Genomic DNA, 17,310 nt, shown 5'->3' on the forward strand with positions numbered 1-17,310 from the left:
CCGCTAGACCCAGGTGTCCAGCCACATCCGCGACCGCCACTGGTCGATGGGGATCGCGGTGCCCGTGTACAGGGGCCAGAAGTAGATGAAGTTCCACGCGATCAGCAGCACCAGCACGCCCGCCGCCGACGCGCCGATCACCCGGCGGGTGTCGGAGGAGCCCGGCGGCCCGATGATCGCGCCGATCATCATCGCCACCGCCAGACACAGGAACGGCAGGAAGACGACCGCGTAGAAGAGGAAGATCGTCCGCTCCTGGTACAGGAACCAGGGCAGATAGCCGGCCGCGATCCCGCACGCCACGGCACCGGCCCGCCAGTCGCGGCGGAACGCCCACCGCCACAGCACGTAGAGGATCGCGAAGCAGGCCGCCCACCACAGCAGCGGGGTGCCGATCGCCAGCACCTCACGGGCGCACTTCTGGCCGGCGTCGGCCGGGCAGCCGTCCGCGCCGGGGTTCGGGGACTCGTAGAAGTACGACACCGGACGGCCCAGCACGATCCAGCTCCACGGGTTGGACTGGTAGGTGTGCGGGGACGTCAGGCCGACGTGGAACTCGTACACCTCGTGCTCGTAGTGCCACAGACTGCGCAGCCAGTCCGGCAGGAAGGTCCAGCTGCCGCCCTTGCCGTCGGTGGCCGCCCAGTTGCGGAAGTAGCCGCCGGTGCCGTTGGCCGGGGAGAGGATCCAGCCGGTCCAGGAGGCCAGGTAGACGGCGATCGCCACGGGGACCGTCGCCAGGAAGGCGATGCCCGTGTCGTACTTCAGGGCCGCCGCGTACGGGTGCAGGGCGCCCGCGGTCCTGCGGGCGCCGACGTCCCACAGCACCGCCATCACACAGAACGCGGCCAGGATGTACAGGCCGTTCCACTTCGTGCCGATGGCCAGGCCCAGCATCAGCCCGGCCGCCCAGCGCCAGGGCCGCAGACCGAGCCGGAACGTGTCGGCCACGTCCGCGTCCGGGCGGACCCGGCCGTCCGGGCCGGCCGGCAGCGCGGCGGCCAGCCTCTCCCGCGACCGGTCCCGGTCGACGACCAGACAGCCGAACGCGGCCACCACGAAGAACATCAGCACGCCGTCGAGCAGCGAGGTCCGGCTCATCACGAAGTGCAGGCCGTCCACCGCCATCAGCGCGCCCGCCAGGCAGCCGAGGAACGTCGAGCGGAACAGCCGGCGCCCGATCCGGCACAGCAGCAGGACGGAGAGGGTGCCCAGCAGCGCGGTCATGAACCGCCAGCCGAACGGGTCGAACCCGAACACCAGCTCGCCGAGCCCGATGACGTACTTGCCGACCGGCGGGTGCACGACGTACGCCGCGTCCGTCGGGATCACGAGGTGGCCGTGCGTCTGCAACACCAGGTCGTTGGCGTTCTTGTCCCAGTTGACCTCGTAGCCGCGGTGGACGAGCGCCCAGGCGTCCTTGGCGTAGTACGTCTCGTCGAATATCACCGCGCGCGGGCTGCCCAGGTTCCAGAACCGCATCAGGCCCGCCATCAGCGTCACCAGCAGCGGACCGCCCCAGCCCGACCAGCGGGTGATCCGCTCGGCGAGGACCGGCGACACGCCGAGCGCCTGCCACAGCCGGGGGCCCGGCTCGGCGAACGGGGGCACCAGCCGGTCGCGTACGCCGCCCGCGGGGGCGTCCTCGGCCGGAACGTACCCGAATCGGCGCAGCCGCTGCCGCCACGACGGCCGCTGGTCGTGCGGCGCCTGGCCCTGCCGGAGGTCCATGGAGGACGCGGTATCGGTCACCGCGCCATCGTAGGGAACGGTTCTGTGCGAGTCCCGTGCATGTGGGGTACCGGTCGGCAGGCGGCCGCTCCCGGCAGGGCTGTCGGTGGTTCCTGGGAGGATGGAGGGCGTGACTGGAACCCTTGTCCTCGCAGGTACCCCCATCGGCGACATCGCGGACGCGCCGCCCCGGCTGGCCGAGGAGCTGGCCCGCGCCGACGTGGTCGCCGCCGAGGACACCCGGCGGCTGCGCCGGCTCACCCAGGCCCTCGGCGTCACGCCCAAGGGCCGCGTGGTGTCGTACTTCGAGGGCAACGAATCCGCCCGTACGCCGGAACTGGTCGACGAGCTGCTCGGCGGCGCGCGCGTGCTGCTCGTGACCGACGCCGGGATGCCGTCGGTGTCCGACCCGGGCTACCGGCTCGTCGCGGCCGCCGTGGAGCGGGACATCCGGGTCACCGCCGTCCCGGGGCCGTCCGCCGTGCTGACCGCGCTCGCCCTGTCCGGGCTCCCCGTCGACCGGTTCTGCTTCGAGGGCTTCCTGCCGCGCAAGGCGGGCGAGCGGCTGTCCCGGCTGCGCGAGGCCGCGGGCGAGCGGCGCACCCTCGTCTACTTCGAGGCCCCGCACCGGCTCGACGACACCCTCGCCGCGATGGCCGAGGTCTTCGGCGCGGAACGGCGCGCCGCCGTGTGCCGGGAGCTGACCAAGACGTACGAGGAGGTCCGGCGCGGTCCGCTGGCCGAGCTGGCGCGGTGGGCCGCGGAGGGCGTCCGCGGGGAGATCACCGTCGTGGTCGAGGGGGCGCCCGAGGCCGGCCCGGAGGAACTCGACGCGGAGGAGCTGGTGCGCCGGGTGCGCGTGCGGGAGGAGGCCGGGGAGCGGCGCAAGGAGGCGATCGCCGCGGTCGCGGTGGAGGCGGGGCTGCCGAAGCGGGTCGTTTTCGACGCGGTGGTCGCCGCCAAACGTGCCGGTGGGTGACTGCCGGGTTCAGCTTGGCCGCGCCCCCCTCGGAGAGCTACGGAAACCCCCTCTGAGCAGGGCTGTTCTCGTGTGAGCGAATGGGCCATGGAACGGCAAAAGGCTGTCGCCGAAAGCAAAGCCCACGGGGGTGGAGAGGGCGTTTTCTGCAAGGAACTGCCAAATCGCCTCCAACACTCGACAGCCCTGATGCGTTCACGTCGGCAGAAGAGTCCACTGGTCGAAGAGACGCCCCGTTGCGGGGCGTTTGTCCAGCGGAACAAGAGGAGCTGGCATGAGTGAGATCGCAGGGCAGTCCGGCCTCCGCGGTACGGCCACAGCCGTCGTTCACGAGTCGTATTCGTTCGCCTGCATGCGATGCGGGCACGGCTGGGAGCAGTCGTACGAGATAGAGCACCACACGGACGCCGAAGGGCAGGAGTTCGTGCTGTACGTGGCCGACGGCCGGGTCGTGCCGTCGCCACTGAGCCGGCCCAGCTGCCACAACTGCGACGGCCACGTCGTGCGGATCATGCGCGCCGGGCAGGTCTCCTCGGTGCGCGGCGCCGCGGAGCGGCACCACAGCGTGCCGCAGGCGGGCCCGGTCGAGGCGCCGGAGGTGCCCGCGTCGCCCAAGGAACCGCACCACTGGCACCTGTCCGATCTCCTGCACCCCTTCCAGCGCAAGGCGAGCTGAGCGGATCGCCGGCCGCCGCGGACATGCCCCTTTCGTAGGATCGGGGCATGCCTTCGAACGCCGGTCAGACCGCCAAGGGCGACAAGAACACAGCGCCGCCGCTTCCGGCACCGCTGCGGGTTCCGGTCGCCGACTCCCACACGCACCTCGACATGCAGTCCGGCACGGTCGAGGAGGGCCTCGCGAAGGCCGCGTCCGTGGGGGTGACGACGGTCGTGCAGGTCGGCTGCGACATCAAGGGCTCGCGCTGGGCCGCCGAGACCGCGGCCGCGTACGACAGCGTCCACGCCGCCGTCGCCCTCCACCCCAACGAGGCGCCGCGCATCGTCCACGGTGACCCCGACGGCTGGTCGCGGCAGGGCGCCCGGCAGCCGGGCGGCGACGCGGCGCTGGACGAGGCCCTCGCCGAGATCGACCGGCTCGCCGGACTGCCCCAGGTGAAGGGCGTCGGGGAGACCGGGCTGGACCACTTCCGCACCGGGCCCGAGGGCAAGGACGCCCAGGAGCGGTCCTTCCGCGCCCACATCGAGATCGCCAAGCGGCACGGCAAGGCGCTCGTCATCCACGACCGCGACGCGCACGCCGACGTCCTGCGCGTCCTGAAGGAGGAGGGCGCCCCCGGGCGCACCGTCTTCCACTGCTACTCCGGCGACGCCGAGATGGCGGAGATCTGCGCCCGCGAGGGCTACTTCATGTCCTTCGCCGGCAACGTCACCTTCAAGAACGCCCAGAACCTGCGGGACGCCCTCGCCGTCGCCCCGCTGGAGCTGGTCCTCGTGGAGACCGACGCGCCGTTCCTGACGCCCGCGCCCTACCGCGGCCGGCCCAACGCCCCGTACCTCGTACCGGTCACGGTCCGTGCGATGGCCGCCGTGCGCGGCATCGACGAGGACGCGCTGGCGACGGCCCTCGCCGCCAACACCGCGCGCGCCTTCGGCTACTGAGCCCCAGTTCGACCAGCACGCCGCGATCCCCCGTTCGAGCGGCGAGCGCGCGCTCGCCGGGCAACAGTACGTAGTCGCGTCGCTTTGGAGAGTGACGGTCGCTCCGCTAGGTTCTGGGGGCCCGATCCGGACCCCTCTGGCACCTCTGGAGCGTGTCGGCGTGAGCAAGTCGCAGTACGAGACGTTCGAGACGTGGGGGACGTACGAGCCGTACGGCCCCGGCGCCTCCCTGTACACCGCGGACACCCAGCCGTATGGGCTGTACGAGGACACCTACCGGCCCGCGTACGAGGCGCAGGCGTACTTCGTCACCGAGCCGGTGCTGCCCCGGCAGGGCGTGCGCGTGCCGCAGGCCGGGGGCGCGCCGCAGGTACGGAGCGCGCCGGACGAGGAGGGGGTGTTCGGACCCGAGGTCCCCGCCGGAGCGGGCGGCCGGGCCGCGCGCCGACGCAGAGGACGCTGTGCCGAGCGCCCGGAGTCCGCCGTGCGCCGCCTGCTGCCACAGGCTCTGGTCGTGGCCTTCCTCGCGGGCGGCACCACCGCCTTCGTCGCCAAGGACAAGGCGGTCGAGCTGACCGTCGAGGGCAAGCAGCGCACCCTGCACACCTTCGCCGACGACGTCAGCGAGCTGCTCGCGGAGGAACGCGTGCCCGTGGGAGCGCACGACGTGATCGCGCCCGCCCCCGGCACGACGCTCGCCAGCGGTGACACGGTCGCCGTGCGCTACGGGCGCCCCGTCCGGCTCACCCTGGACGGCCAGCAGCACGAGGTGTGGACGACGGCGCACACGGTGGAAGGAGCCCTGGACGAGCTGGGGGTGCGCGCGGAGGGCGCGTACCTGTCCACCTCGCGCTCCCAGAACATCGGACGCGCCGGGCTCACGCTCGACGTGCGCACCGAGCGCGCCGTCACGGTCATGGCCGACGGCCGGACCCGCACCCTGCGCACCAACGCCGCCACCGTCCGCGAGGTCATCGAGGAGGCCGGGATCGGCCTGCACGGCCAGGACATCACCTCCGTGCCGCTCGACAGCTTTCCGCGGGACGGGCAGACGGTGACCGTGCTGCGGGTCAGCGGCACCCGGGAAATCCACGAGGAACAGATCCCGTTCGCGGTGGAGCGCGCCGAGGACCCCACCCTCTTCAAGGGCACCGAGGTCGTCGTCCAGGCGGGCCGGCCCGGACTGCGGCGCGACACCTACCTCCTGCGCATCGTCAACGGCGTACGGGAGAAGCCGCGCCGGGAGACCTCCGAGGTGGTGCGCAAGCCGCGCAAGCAGATCGTGAAGGTGGGCACCAAGCCGCTGCCGCCCTCGGTGGCCGGCGCCGACCACCTGAACTGGCACGGTCTCGCCGCCTGCGAGTCCGGTGGCCGCCCGACCGCGGTCGACCCCTCCGGGACGTACGGCGGCCTCTACCAGTTCGACACGCGCACCTGGCACAGCCTCGGCGGCAACGGACGCCCCCAGGACGCCCCGGCGGAGGAGCAGACGTTCCGCGCGAAGAAGCTGTACACGCGGCGCGGGTCGACGCCCTGGCCGCACTGCGGGGCCAAGCTGCACGGCTGACACCGGGGCGCGGCGGCACCCGGCCGGCGCCCCCACCCCCGCCCAGCCGCGGCGCCGGGTACCTGGCAACCCGGCGCCGCGGACCCCCGTACCCTTGTCCCGTGAGCAGCCCCACCCCCGACGCCCTCCTCGGCCCCGCCGACATCCGTGAGCTGGCGGCAGCGCTCGGTGTCCGTCCCACCAAGCAGCGCGGCCAGAACTTCGTGATCGACGCCAACACGGTCCGCCGAATCGTCCGCACCGCCGAGGTCCGCCCCGAGGACGTGGTCGTCGAGGTCGGGCCGGGGCTCGGCTCCCTCACGCTCGCGCTGCTGGAGGTCGCCGACCGGGTCACCGCCGTCGAGATCGACGACGTGCTGGCCGCGGCGCTGCCCGCGACCATCGGCGCGCGCATGCCGGAGCGCGCCGACCGGTTCGCCCTCGTCCACTCCGACGCGATGCACGTCGCCGAGCTGCCCGGCCCGCCGCCGACGGCGCTGGTGGCGAACCTCCCCTACAACGTCGCCGTGCCCGTGCTGCTGCACATGCTCGACACCTTCCCGAGCATCGAGCGCACCCTCGTCATGGTGCAGTCCGAGGTCGCCGACCGGCTGGCCGCCGCGCCCGGCAACAAGGTGTACGGCGTGCCGTCCGTGAAGGCCAACTGGTACGCCGAGGTCAAGCGCGCCGGCGCCATCGGCCGCAACGTCTTCTGGCCCGCGCCGAACGTCGACAGCGGGCTGGTGTCGCTGGTGCGGCGGGCCGAGCCGATCAAGACCACCGCCTCCAAGGCCGAGGTCTTCGCCGTCGTCGACGCGGCCTTCGCGCAGCGCCGCAAGACCCTGCGGGCCGCGCTGGCCGGGTGGGCCGGGTCTGCGGCGGCCGCGGAGGCCGCCCTGGTCGCGGCCGGGGTCTCGCCGCAGGCGCGCGGGGAGTCGCTGACGGTGGAGGAGTTCGCGCGGATCGCCGAGCACAAGGAGAGCGGCACGTGAGCGTCACGGTACGGGTACCGGCCAAGGTCAACGTCCAGCTCGCGGTGGGCGCCGCCCGCGCGGACGGCTTCCACGACCTCGCCAACGTCTTCCTCGCCGTCGGCCTGTACGACGAGGTGACGGTGACCCCGGCGGAGGAGCTCCGCATCACCTGCGAGGGCCCGGACGCCGACCAGGTCCCCCTCGACCGCACCAACCTCGCCGCGCGCGCGGCGCTCGCGCTCGCCGGGCGCCGGGGCATCGAACCGAACGTGCACATCCACATCGCCAAGGACATCCCGGTCGCCGGCGGCATGGCGGGCGGCAGCGCGGACGGCGCGGGCGCGCTGCTCGCCTGCAACACGCTGTGGGGCACGGGCGCATCCCGGGCCGAGCTGCTCGCGATCTGCGCCGAGCTGGGCAGCGATGTGCCGTTCAGCCTGGTCGGGGGCGCCGCTCTCGGCGTCGGACGCGGGGAGCGGCTGACCGTCCTGGAGGTCGGCGGCACCTTCCACTGGGTGTTCGCGATGGCCGAGCGGGGGCTGTCGACGCCGGCGGTCTTCCGCGAGTTCGACCGGCTCGCGCAGGGGCGGGAGATCCCTGAGCCGGTGGCTTCGGCGGAGCTGCTCCAGGCGCTGGCGAAGGGGGATGCGGTGGCGTTGGCCGCCGCCGTCTCCAATGACCTTCAGCCCGCGGCGCTGTCCCTGTTCCCTGAGCTGGCGGACACGCTGGAGGCGGGGCGTGGGGCGGGTGCGCTCGCCGCGCTGGTGTCCGGATCGGGGCCGACCACGGCGTTCCTCGTGCGGGATGCCGAGGCGGCGGAGAAGGTGGCGGCAGCCCTGCGGGCGTCGGGGACGTGCAGGGCCGTGCGGACGGCCGAAGGGCCCGTGGCGGGGGCGACGGTTCTCTGAGGAGGCTCAGTACTGGTCGATGGCGGCGAGGTCGATGTCGATGTCGTAGGGGACGCTGATCTTGACGTGGTCGTGGTAGATGCCGGTCAGCGCGTATGTGCCGGTGGCCTCGCCGCGCTCGTACACCTGGACCACCGGGTGGTCGTCCTGTCCCGCCATGTCGACGAGCCAGTAATGGGGGATGCCCGCCGCTGCGTACTTGTGCGGCTTGTAGTCACGGTCGCGAGCCTCGGAGTCCGGTGAGACCACCTCCACGGCGAGCAGCACGTCGGCTGCCTTGAAGTGGGTCTGACGCCGATCGGTGAGGGCTTCGGCACGGATCACGGAGATGTCCGGTTCCGGGCCGTTGCGTCGATCCAGTACCACCGTCATCTCACACGCGACCTTCAAGTCGGGCGGCACAGTGCTGCGCAGTCCGTGCGCCAGCAGATGGATCATGGCGTAGTGGAAATAGCGCTGCGGACTCACGAAGACCAGGCTCCCGTCGATCAGCTCGGTGTGACGCGGGAGATCCGGCAGCGTGAACAGGTCGTCCACGGTGTAGCCGTCCTGAGGGGGCACCGGCCACTGGACGCGGTGCTTTACGGACTCGGCGGTCATGGTTCCTCCCATGGACGGGATCCTGCTGCCTGTCCTCCACGGTAGCGGCCTGTCCCTGATCGCGTCATCACAAAGAGTGACCACCCCCTCGCGCCCCGCTCCCCGCGCCGCAGGCCCTACGCTAGAAGGCTGACCGACCCCCGCACGCAGGAGTGAAATGGCCGTCAACCTGGTCAATGTCGAGAACGTCAGCAAGGTGTACGGCACCCGTGCCCTGCTGGACGGCGTCTCGCTCGGCGTGTCGGAAGGGGACCGGATCGGGGTCGTCGGACGCAACGGCGACGGCAAGACCACCCTCATCCGGATGCTCGCCAAGCTGGAGGAGGCCGACACCGGACGGGTCACCCACTCCGGCGGGCTGCGGCTCGGCGTGCTCACCCAGCACGACTCCCTCGACCCCGCCGCCACCGTCCGCCACGAGGTGATCGGCGACATGGCCGACCACGAGTGGGCGGGCAACGCCAAGGTCAGGGACGTGCTGACCGGGCTGTTCGGCGGGCTGGACCTGCCGGGCTTCCCGAAGGGGCTGGACACCGTCATCGGACCGCTCTCCGGTGGTGAGCGGCGCCGGATCGCGCTGGCCAAGCTGCTCATCGAGGAGCAGGACCTGCTCGTCCTGGACGAGCCCACCAACCACCTCGACGTCGAGGGCATCGCCTGGCTCGCGAAGCACCTGCAGAACCGGCGCTCGGCGCTGGTCTGCGTGACCCACGACCGGTGGTTCCTGGACCAGGTCTGCACCCGCATGTGGGACGTGCAGCGCGGCGACGTGTACGAGTACGAGGGTGGCTACTCCGACTACGTCTTCGCGCGCGCCGAGCGCGAGCGGATCGCGGCCACCGAGGAGGCCAAGCGGCAGAACCTGATCCGCAAGGAGCTGGCCTGGCTGCGGCGCGGCGCCCCGGCCCGTACGTCCAAGCCGCGCTTCCGGGTCGAGGCCGCCAACGAGCTGATCGCGGACGTGCCGCCGCCCCGGGACAGCAGCGAGCTGATGAAGTTCGCCTCCTCGCGGCTCGGCAAGACCGTCTTCGACCTGGAAGACATCACCGTGCAGGCCGGGCCCAAGGTGCTGCTCAAGCACGTCACCTGGCAGCTGGGACCCGGCGACCGGATCGGCCTCGTCGGTGTGAACGGCGCCGGCAAGACCTCCCTGCTGCGGGCCATGGCCGCGGCGGCGCGCACGGAGGGTGAGGAGCAGCCGGCCGGTGGGCGCATCGCCGTCGGCAGGACCGTCAAGCTCGCCTACCTCTCCCAGGAGGTCGCCGAGCTGGACCCGAGCACGCGGGTCCTGGAAGCCGTCCAGCAGGTCCGCGAGCGCGTCGACCTCGGCAAGGGACGTGAGATGACCGCCGGGCAGCTGTGCGAGACGTTCGGCTTCAACAAGGAGAAGCAGTGGACGCCGGTCGGCGACCTGTCGGGTGGTGAGCGCCGGCGCCTGCAGCTGCTGCGCCTGCTCATGGACGAGCCCAACGTCCTCTTCCTGGACGAGCCCACCAACGACCTCGACATCGAGACCCTCACCCAGCTGGAGGACGTCCTCGACGGCTGGCCCGGCTCGATGATCGTCATCTCCCACGACCGGTTCTTCGTCGAGCGCACGACGGACCGGGTCTTCGCCCTCCTCGGCGACGGCACCCTGCGGATGCTGCCGCGTGGCATCGACGAGTACCTGGAACGGCGGCAGCGGATGGAGGAGGCGGTCGCCGCCCAGGCCGCCGCCGCGGCGCCCAAGCCGGCCGTGCAGGAGAAGAGCGCCGCCGACCAGCGTGCCGCCAAGAAGGAACTCCAGAAGATCGAGCGCCAGTTGGACAAGATCTCCGAGAAGGAGACCAGGCTGCACGCCCAGATCGCCGAGAACGCCACCGACTTCGCGAAGGTCGCCGACCTGGACGCCCAGTTGCGCGACCTCGCCGGTGAGCGCGAGGAACTGGAGATGCGCTGGCTGGAGTTGGCGGAGGACGCGTAGCGGACCCGCGGTACGCAGGTGCCCGGCGCGCGGCTGAAATCAAGCCGCGCGCGGCGCCGTTGCGTGCGCCGCGTGAAGGGGGCGTGAAGGCGCGTAACGGCGACATCACGGCCAGGTCGTCCCTTGGGAACAGCGGCGGATCCGAGCCCCTGTGCTGTCGGTACCGAGTGATAGAAAGGGCCGTCTGAGAACTGTCTGAGTAACGACCCAGGGTCTGTCAAGAACCTCAGGGCGTGGCTAAAAATCAGTGAACGAGGGGGAAGAGCGCTGATGACCCAGCCGCCCAACCAGCCGCCGCAGGGCGGTTTCGGAGCGCCGCAGGGCCAGCCGCCGCAGGGTGGCGGCTTCGGAGCCCCGCAACCGCCACCGGCCCCGGGCGGTTTCGGCGCCCCCCAGGGGACTCCGGGCGCCCCGGGCATGCCTCCCACACCCCCGCCGCCGGCCCAGCCCCCGGCCGCCCCGCCGCAGCCGCCCCAGCCCGGCTACGGCTACCCCCAGCAGCCGGGGCCGTACGGCGCCCCCACCGTGCCCGGCACGCCCGGGCCCTACGGCTACCCGCAGCAGCCGGGCCCCTACGGGGCGGCGCCCCAGCCCGGGTTCGGCCACCCGCAGCAGCCGGCGTACCCGGGCGCGCCCGGTGCCGCGCCCGGCGGGGCGCCCCGGCGCAGGACGGCGCTGATCATCGGTGCCGCGGTGGCCGCGCTGCTGGTCGTCGGCGGCACGGTGTACGCGGTCACGAGCGACGACGGCGGCAAGAAGAAGCCCGTCGCCCAGCAGAGCGACGACCCCAAGCACTCCGCCTCCGCCTCGCCGAGCGCGTCGAGCGGCGGCGGTGACGACCCGGAGGACCTCAACGCGGGCCGCAAGGCCGGTGAGGCGAAGGTGCTCTGGTACGAGTCGGCACCGGACGCGCCCCGTTCCGGCGCCGACGCCCCCGGCATGTGGGTCACCGGCAAGACGGTGGTGAAGGCGGCGTACAAGCAGGTCTTCTCCTACGGCGTCGGCGACGGCAAGCCCGCCTGGAGCCCGATCACCCTGCCGCAGAAGATCTGCGCGGTCACCCCGCAGCAGTCGGACGACGGCAAGGTCGTCGTGGCGTACATGAGCGGCGCCGACGACAAGGCCGTGTGCAACCAGCTGCAGCAGATCGACCTGGCCACCGGCGAGAAGGGCTGGAGCGGCAAGGTCGACCGCCGCGGGGCCTTCGACATCCAGGTCGAGATCAACCTGTCCGTCAGCGGCAGGACGCTGATGGTGGGTCGCGTGGGGTCGGGCACGGCGTACGACGTCGACAGCGGCAAGAAGCTGTACGGGAAGGGGCAGTACGGCGCCTCCTGCGGTCCCTACGCGTACGCGGGTGGCGCCGGCCGGCTGATCCAGGCGGCCTCCTGCGCCGCGTTCGAGCCCAACGAGCACGACGAGATCCAGGAACTGGACCCGGCCACCGGCAAGGTCAAGTGGTCCCAGCCGGTCAAGAAGGGCTGGGAGGTGACCAAGGTCTACTCCCTGGACCCGCTCGTGGTGTACCTGACCAACTCGGACAAGAAGGCCTGGAACATCACGACGTTCACCAAGGACGGCAAGTTCCGCTCCGAGGTGAAGGTCGACGAGAAGTTCGCCCCCCGCTGCGGTTTCCTCGACCGGGACCTGCAGAGCTGCCAGGGCGTCACGGCCGACGCCGACACGCTGTACCTGCCGACGGACAGCACCAGCTCCGCCAACGAGATCGTCGCGATCAGCCTGGCCGACGGCAAGGCGCGGTGGCGGGCCAAGTCCCCGGCCGACGAGCCGATGTACCCGATGAAGGTCGAGGGCGGCAAGCTCGTCGCCTACGTGCAGCCGTCGTACGACACGGGCGGCCAGGTGGTCTCGGTCCCGGTCGCCGGCTCCTCCCACCGGGCCACGAAGCTGCTGCAGAACCCGCAGGGCACGGCCGAGATCGAGAGCACCTTCTACGACGGTGTCGTGGCCTGGGCCGACGGGCGGTTCTTCATCTCCGCCGGCCGGCTGAACGGCAGCGACGAGTCGAAGGAGAAGCTGATCATGGCCTTCGGTAACTGAGCCGCCGTCCCGGCTTCCTCCCCGTCCGTACCAAGCCTTTTCCGCCGTCCCTTTCGCCGTCCGGCTCTCCGAGCCCCACCGAGGTACCCGTCCCATGACCCAGCCGCCCCCTCCGCCGCCGAACCAGCCCCCGCAGCAGGGCGGCTTCGGCCCCCCGAGCCCACCGCAGCAGCCCCCGCAGCCGCCTCAGCCGCAGCCCGGCTACGGGTACCCGCAGCCCCCTCAGCCGCAGCCCGGCTACGGGTACCCGCAGCCCGCTCCGGCCCCGCAGCCGCCCCAGCCGCCCCAGTCCGGTTACGGCTACCCCGGCCCGCAGCAGAACCCGTACGGCCAGCAGCCCCCGGCCTACGGCCAGCCGCAGAACCCGTACGGGCAGCCCACGCAGCCGGGTTACGGCTATCCGGGCCAGCCGCCGACCGTGCCGATGCAGCCGCAGCCGGGACAGAGCGGTGGCGGACGCAACAACTCGGTGCTGTTCATCGTCGTCGCGGCCGTCGTCGCCATCGCGCTGATCGTCGCCGGCGGCATCTGGTACGCCAGCTCCTCCGGGGACGACGGCAAGAGCCACAACACCGCCTCGTCCAGCGGCGGCACCGGCGGCAAGACCGGCGGCGGCAAGGAGAAGGTGCCGGCCGACCCCGCGGGCAAGGTCCTCTTCGAGGTGCCCATGCCCCACGCGAACGACCTGATCAGCACGATCGGTTCGTGGCTGACCGACAAGGTGTACGCCAAGAGCGGCGTCAACGAGATCGTCGGCTACGACCCGGCCAAGGGCACCAAGCTGTGGACGATCGAGCTGCCCGGCCCGCTCTGCGCGGCGAGCAAGCACGTCACCGACGACGACAAGACCGCGATCACCTACCAGCCGAGGCCGGACACGAAGACGTCCATCGGCGGGTGCACCCAGATCGCCGCGATCGACCTCGACGCGGGGACGAAACTGTGGACGAAGACGGTCAAGTCCGGTGACTACCCGATCGACTACGAGAACGTGACGGTCGCTCAGCGCACCGTCGCGCTGGGCGACTCCGAAGGCGGCGCCGCCTTCGACCTCGACTCCGGCAAGCCGCTGTGGCTGCCGAAGCCGGGCGACGACTGCTATGACGCGGGGTACGGCGGTGGCGCCAAGCTGGTGGCGGTGCGCTCCTGCGGAGACATCGACAACGAGCGGGTGTCCATCCAGACCATCGACCCGAAGACCGGGAAGGTGCTCTCCGAGTACAAGATGGATCCGGGCATCCAGGACGCCTCCGTCGTCTCCACCGAGCCGCTGGTGGTGGCCGCCGAGGTGGGCGAGGAAAGCGACGCCCTGGACTACTTCTCCATCGACAACAAGACCGGCAAGCTGCTCGCCCACATCTCCGCGCCGGACAACACCTACGGCGGCAAGTGCGACGGCAGCACCCGTATCGAGGACTGCCGCCAGATCGTCGTCGGCAACGGCAAGCTGTATCTGCCGACCGCGGAGCACGACGGCACCGGCGAGTTCAGCAGGACCAACGAGATCGTCTCGTTCGACCTGCACACCGGCAAGCCGACCGGCCAGCGCGTCGAGGCCGGGGACGGCTACACGCTCTCGCCGCTGCGCATGGACGGGAGCAACCTGATCGCCTACAACGAACCGCCGTACGACAAGGGTGGCCAGGTCCTCAGCATCGACGGCGGGACCTTCAAGTCGACCAAGCTGCTGGAGAACCCCTCCACGCGGAGCGTGCACGACGTGGAGATCGACATGCTGCCGGACTTCGCGGAGCTCCTCTTCGCCGACGGCCGCCTGTACATGTCGGAGGTCCACGCCCGCAAGGCGTCCTCGTCGTACGGCAAGGACCTGGCGGTGGCGTTCGGCACGGGCGGCTGACGGCCTCGCCGACCTCATGACGAGTCTCGCCCGAATGGGTGACTTACCAAGAAGTGCCCCGGATTTCATCGATCCGGGGCACTTCTCATCAAGAGGGGCAGCGCGACGTCGAACAAGCGTGTAGCTTCCGGGGGCATATGGAGGGCGGAGGTGCCGGGGGGCCCTCTGTCCTTGCGGACCGGTGGGCGTCCATAGTGGGGCATCCATGGGGGGGACTGGGGGGTTGCTCTATGGGAGTGCGGCTCATGGTCGTGGACGACCATCGCCTGCTCGCGGAAGCGCTGGCGTCGGCGCTCAAGCTGCGTGGGCACCGGGTGCTCGCCGCGGCGGCACCGGCCGCGGGCGCGGCGGACCTGGTGATCGCGCGGGCGCCGGAGGTGTGCCTGCTGGGTACGGCGGCGCCGGCCGAGCCGGGTGTGTTCGACCCGGTGGTGAAGATCAAGCGGGAGCGGCCGCAGGTGGCGGTGCTGGTGCTCGGCCCGGTGCCGTCGCCGCGCGGGATCGCGGCGGCCTTCGCGTCCGGGGCGTCCGGGTACGTGCGGCACGACGAGCGGATCGAGGGTGTCGAGCGGGCGATCATGAAGGCGCGCTCGGGGGAGGCGGCGGTGGCTCCGCAGCTGCTGCAGGGGGCGTTCGGGGAACTGCTCAATCCCGCCGCGCAGCCCGACGACGAGGCCCAGCGGCTGCTGTCGGTGCTGACGCCGCGGGAGGTGGAGGTGCTGGTGCGGGTGGCCGACGGGGAGGACACGCGGCTGATCGCCGCCGGGATGGGGATCGCGCCGAGTACGGCGCGGACGCATGTGCAGCGGGTGCTGATGAAGCTGGGGGTGGGGTCGCGGCTGGAGGCGGCGGCACTGGCCGCGCGGACAGGCCTGCTGGACCGGGCGGGCCCGCTGAACCCCGGCCCGGACTAGCCCACCCGTCCGGTGGGCCCGCGGTCGGGGACGGCCCGCAGTTCCACGGCGGAACCGCCCCCTGACCGGCGTTCACTCCCCCGGCGAACCCTCCGGAGGAAGCTGCCGAGGCGCCGCAGGCCGAAGCTTCAGCCAGGCCAGGAAGAAGATGCCCAGCAGGAGCATGCCGATCCCGGTCCACAGGTTGATGTTGACGCCCTGGGCCTTGTCGATGGCGGACCGGGAGTCGGTGATCCCGGTGATCGTGACGATGACGCCGTACACGACGAACAGGCCGCCGATGATGCGGCGCAGGTCGAAGATGCGGGTCGCGGTCGCGGACTTGCCCTCCAGCTCGGTGACCTCCCGCTGGACGTCCTCCTCGCTGTAGTGGAAGGGCTCGTGGCCCTTGTGCTCGCGGTCGGGGTGCGCGTTGTCGCTCATGGTTTCCTCGATCCTCCCGCGTCAGAACGAGAACGGGACGTAGCAGGCGGCGGCCAGCACGACCGCGCCCCAGCCCAGCAGGGCCGGCCTGCGGTACCAGGCGTCGTCGCCGGCGGCGGGCGGTTCGGACATGCCGGGGGAGCGGGTGCCGTAGACCAGCCCCTGCAGTTCCTGGGCCGGCTTCGGCTGGGTGAACAGGGACACGGCGATCATCACGACCGCGCCGGCGACGAAGCCCGCGATCGCGGAGACGAAGTTGGCGCCCTGGTCGGAGGGCAGGGAGATGATGCCCTTCTTGTAGAACACGAAGTAGTTGATCATCGCCGCGGTCGTACCGGCGAGCAGGCCCCAGAAGCCGGACTTGGCGGAGGCGCGCTTCCAGAACATGCCGACGATGAAGACGACGAACATCGGCACGTTGAAGAAGGAGAACAGCGTCTGCAGATAGCTCATGATGTTCGAGAACGAGGACGCCAGGAACGCCGTGCCGATCGAGGCGAACACGCCGATCACGGTGATCAGGCGGCCGAAGCGCACGTAGTACGCGTCCTCGCGGCCCCGCACCACGTACTTCGCCCAGATGTCGTTGGTGAACACCGTGTTGAAGGACGACACGTTGGCCGCCATGCCCGCCATGAAGGCCGCCAGCAGACCGGTGACGGCGATGCCGAGCACACCGTTGGGCAGCAGCTCCTGCATCAGGTACGGGATGGCGTCGTTGTACTGGTAGCCGGAGGCCGGGGTGCCGAACTTCGGGACGATCGCGGCGGCGACCAGGCCAGGGATCATCACCAGGAAGACGATGAAGATCTTGGGGTAGGCGGCGATCAGCGGGGTCCGCTGCCCCGCGGAGAGGTTCTTGGCGGACAGGGCGCGCTGCACCTCGGCGAAGTTGGTGGTCCAGTAGCCGAAGGAGAGCACGAAGCCGAGGCCGAGGACGATGGTCAGCCAGTTGGCGCCGAGCGGGTTGGCATGACCGATGCCGGTGCCGCCCCAGGCCGTGGTGAAGTCGGCGCCGTGCGTTGCGGTGAGCTTGTGGGTGAGTCCGTTCCAGCCGCCGACCTTCTTCAGGCCGAGGATGGTGATCGGGATGAGGGCGGCCAGGATCACGAAGAACTGCAGTACCTCGTTGTAGATCGCCGAGGACAGACCGCCCAGGGTGATGTACGCCAGCACGAACGCGCCGGCCACCACGATCGCGACCCACTGCGGCCAGCCCAGCAGCGCCTCGACGACGATCGCGAGGGCGTAGAGGTTGACGCCCGCGATCAGGATGGCGGCGAACGCGAACAGGATCGAACTGAGCAGGTGGGCGGCCCGGTCGAAGCGCAGCAGCAGGAACTCGGGGACCGAGCGGACCTTGCTGCCGTAGTAGAACGGCATCATCACCAGGCCCAGGAAGACCATGGCGGGGATGGCGCCGATCCAGTACCAGTGCACGGTGTAGGCGCCGTACTGGGCGCTGTTCGCGGCCATGCCCAGGATCTCGGTGGCCGCCAGGTTCGCCGAGATGAAGGCGAGGCCGGTGATCCAGGCGGGCAGCGAGCGCCCGGAGAGGAAGAAGTCGAGGCTGGTCTTCACCGAGCGGCGGGCCGCGAAGCCGATGCCCAGGACGACGACGAAGTAGATCGCCAGGATCGTGTAGTCCAGCCAGTTGGTGGGGAGCCGTAGTTGCGCCGCCAGATACACGGGGCTGTCTGTGGGGGTTTGCATGAGAACTCGCTTCGTTG

At 71.3% G+C, this 17,310-nt stretch carries 14 protein-coding genes; 10 read left to right on the plus strand and 4 right to left on the minus strand.

Annotation, left to right across the window (positions count from 1 at the left end):
• Nucleotides 1-3: 3 nt before the first annotated feature.
• Entirely contained in the window at nucleotides 4-1,752 is a 1,749-nt protein-coding gene (locus tag IO33_RS0127475; protein WP_031169716.1) for a dolichyl-phosphate-mannose--protein mannosyltransferase, read from the minus strand.
• A 109-nt stretch (nucleotides 1,753-1,861) separates the two neighbouring features.
• Between IO33_RS0127475 and rsmI the strand changes: the two genes are divergently transcribed.
• From rsmI to IO33_RS0127505, 6 genes are all read left to right on the plus strand, one after another.
• Nucleotides 1,862-2,710 carry a 16S rRNA (cytidine(1402)-2'-O)-methyltransferase gene (gene rsmI / locus IO33_RS0127480; protein WP_031169718.1) on the plus strand — a complete coding sequence of 283 codons (849 nt, stop codon included), beginning with the start codon at nucleotides 1,862-1,864 and terminating at the stop codon, nucleotides 2,708-2,710.
• Nucleotides 2,711-2,984: 274 nt separating this feature from the next.
• On the plus strand, nucleotides 2,985-3,386 hold the full coding sequence (locus IO33_RS0127485) for a hypothetical protein (RefSeq protein ID WP_031169720.1): 402 nt from the start codon (nucleotides 2,985-2,987) through the stop codon (nucleotides 3,384-3,386).
• Nucleotides 3,387-3,433: 47 nt separating this feature from the next.
• A complete protein-coding gene (locus IO33_RS0127490; protein ID WP_031169722.1) occupies nucleotides 3,434-4,330 on the plus strand; it encodes a TatD family hydrolase in 897 nt (298 codons plus the stop codon).
• A gap of 160 nt (nucleotides 4,331-4,490) precedes the next feature.
• Nucleotides 4,491-5,897, plus strand: coding sequence for a resuscitation-promoting factor (locus IO33_RS0127495; RefSeq protein ID WP_031169724.1), 1,407 nt, complete (start codon nucleotides 4,491-4,493; stop codon nucleotides 5,895-5,897).
• 101 nt (nucleotides 5,898-5,998) lie between these two features.
• Nucleotides 5,999-6,868 (plus strand): 16S rRNA (adenine(1518)-N(6)/adenine(1519)-N(6))-dimethyltransferase RsmA, encoded by an 870-nt coding sequence (gene rsmA / locus IO33_RS0127500; protein ID WP_031169726.1) that lies wholly within the window; start codon nucleotides 5,999-6,001, stop codon nucleotides 6,866-6,868.
• A complete protein-coding gene (locus tag IO33_RS0127505) occupies nucleotides 6,865-7,758 on the plus strand; it encodes a 4-(cytidine 5'-diphospho)-2-C-methyl-D-erythritol kinase (RefSeq protein ID WP_031169728.1) in 894 nt (297 codons plus the stop codon). Before rsmA ends, IO33_RS0127505 begins: the two co-directional genes overlap by 4 nt.
• A 6-nt stretch (nucleotides 7,759-7,764) precedes the next feature.
• On the opposite strand, the gene IO33_RS0127510 is transcribed toward IO33_RS0127505, so the two are convergent.
• Nucleotides 7,765-8,358: a Uma2 family endonuclease gene (locus IO33_RS0127510; RefSeq protein WP_031169730.1), complete on the minus strand. Its 594-nt coding sequence runs from the start codon at nucleotides 8,356-8,358 to the stop codon at nucleotides 7,765-7,767.
• 157 nt (nucleotides 8,359-8,515) lie between these two features.
• Between IO33_RS0127510 and IO33_RS0127515 the strand changes: the two genes are divergently transcribed.
• From IO33_RS0127515 to IO33_RS0127530, 4 genes are all read left to right on the plus strand, one after another.
• Nucleotides 8,516-10,324: an ABC-F family ATP-binding cassette domain-containing protein gene (locus tag IO33_RS0127515; RefSeq protein ID WP_031169734.1), complete on the plus strand. Its 1,809-nt coding sequence runs from the start codon at nucleotides 8,516-8,518 to the stop codon at nucleotides 10,322-10,324.
• Nucleotides 10,325-10,594: 270 nt separating this feature from the next.
• Nucleotides 10,595-12,385 (plus strand): outer membrane protein assembly factor BamB family protein, encoded by a 1,791-nt coding sequence (locus IO33_RS0127520; RefSeq protein ID WP_031169736.1) that lies wholly within the window; start codon nucleotides 10,595-10,597, stop codon nucleotides 12,383-12,385.
• 94 nt (nucleotides 12,386-12,479) lie between these two features.
• Complete coding sequence (locus IO33_RS0127525) at nucleotides 12,480-14,243, plus strand: outer membrane protein assembly factor BamB family protein (RefSeq protein ID WP_031169738.1); 1,764 nt, start codon at nucleotides 12,480-12,482, stop codon at nucleotides 14,241-14,243.
• Between the two features lie 230 nt (nucleotides 14,244-14,473).
• Nucleotides 14,474-15,157 (plus strand): helix-turn-helix transcriptional regulator, encoded by a 684-nt coding sequence (locus tag IO33_RS0127530; protein WP_031169740.1) that lies wholly within the window; start codon nucleotides 14,474-14,476, stop codon nucleotides 15,155-15,157.
• A 72-nt stretch (nucleotides 15,158-15,229) separates the two neighbouring features.
• Here IO33_RS0127530 and IO33_RS0127535 read toward each other — a convergent pair whose 3' ends face one another.
• Together IO33_RS0127535 and IO33_RS0127540 are read right to left on the minus strand one after the other, a co-directional pair.
• Nucleotides 15,230-15,580 carry a hypothetical protein gene (locus tag IO33_RS0127535; RefSeq protein ID WP_031169743.1) on the minus strand — a complete coding sequence of 117 codons (351 nt, stop codon included), beginning with the start codon at nucleotides 15,578-15,580 and terminating at the stop codon, nucleotides 15,230-15,232.
• A 21-nt stretch (nucleotides 15,581-15,601) separates the two neighbouring features.
• Nucleotides 15,602-17,293: a sodium:solute symporter family protein gene (locus tag IO33_RS0127540; protein WP_031169746.1), complete on the minus strand. Its 1,692-nt coding sequence runs from the start codon at nucleotides 17,291-17,293 to the stop codon at nucleotides 15,602-15,604.
• Nucleotides 17,294-17,310: the final 17 nt, after the last annotated feature.

It is taken from the genome of Streptomyces durhamensis (genome assembly GCF_000725475.1).
Classification (GTDB): domain Bacteria; phylum Actinomycetota; class Actinomycetes; order Streptomycetales; family Streptomycetaceae; genus Streptomyces; species Streptomyces filipinensis.

Coding starts and splice junctions, on each gene's coding strand:
- IO33_RS0127540 (WP_031169746.1), bottom strand. CDS start 17,293: ATGCAAACCCCCACAGACAGCCCCGTGTATCTGGCGGCGCAACTACGG.
- IO33_RS0127520 (WP_031169736.1), top strand. CDS start 10,595: ATGACCCAGCCGCCCAACCAGCCGCCGCAGGGCGGTTTCGGAGCGCCG.
- IO33_RS0127515 (WP_031169734.1), top strand. CDS start 8,516: ATGGCCGTCAACCTGGTCAATGTCGAGAACGTCAGCAAGGTGTACGGC.
- IO33_RS0127530 (WP_031169740.1), top strand. CDS start 14,474: ATGGGAGTGCGGCTCATGGTCGTGGACGACCATCGCCTGCTCGCGGAA.
- IO33_RS0127510 (WP_031169730.1), bottom strand. CDS start 8,358: ATGACCGCCGAGTCCGTAAAGCACCGCGTCCAGTGGCCGGTGCCCCCT.
- IO33_RS0127485 (WP_031169720.1), top strand. CDS start 2,985: ATGAGTGAGATCGCAGGGCAGTCCGGCCTCCGCGGTACGGCCACAGCC.
- IO33_RS0127535 (WP_031169743.1), bottom strand. CDS start 15,580: ATGAGCGACAACGCGCACCCCGACCGCGAGCACAAGGGCCACGAGCCC.
- IO33_RS0127525 (WP_031169738.1), top strand. CDS start 12,480: ATGACCCAGCCGCCCCCTCCGCCGCCGAACCAGCCCCCGCAGCAGGGC.
- IO33_RS0127490 (WP_031169722.1), top strand. CDS start 3,434: ATGCCTTCGAACGCCGGTCAGACCGCCAAGGGCGACAAGAACACAGCG.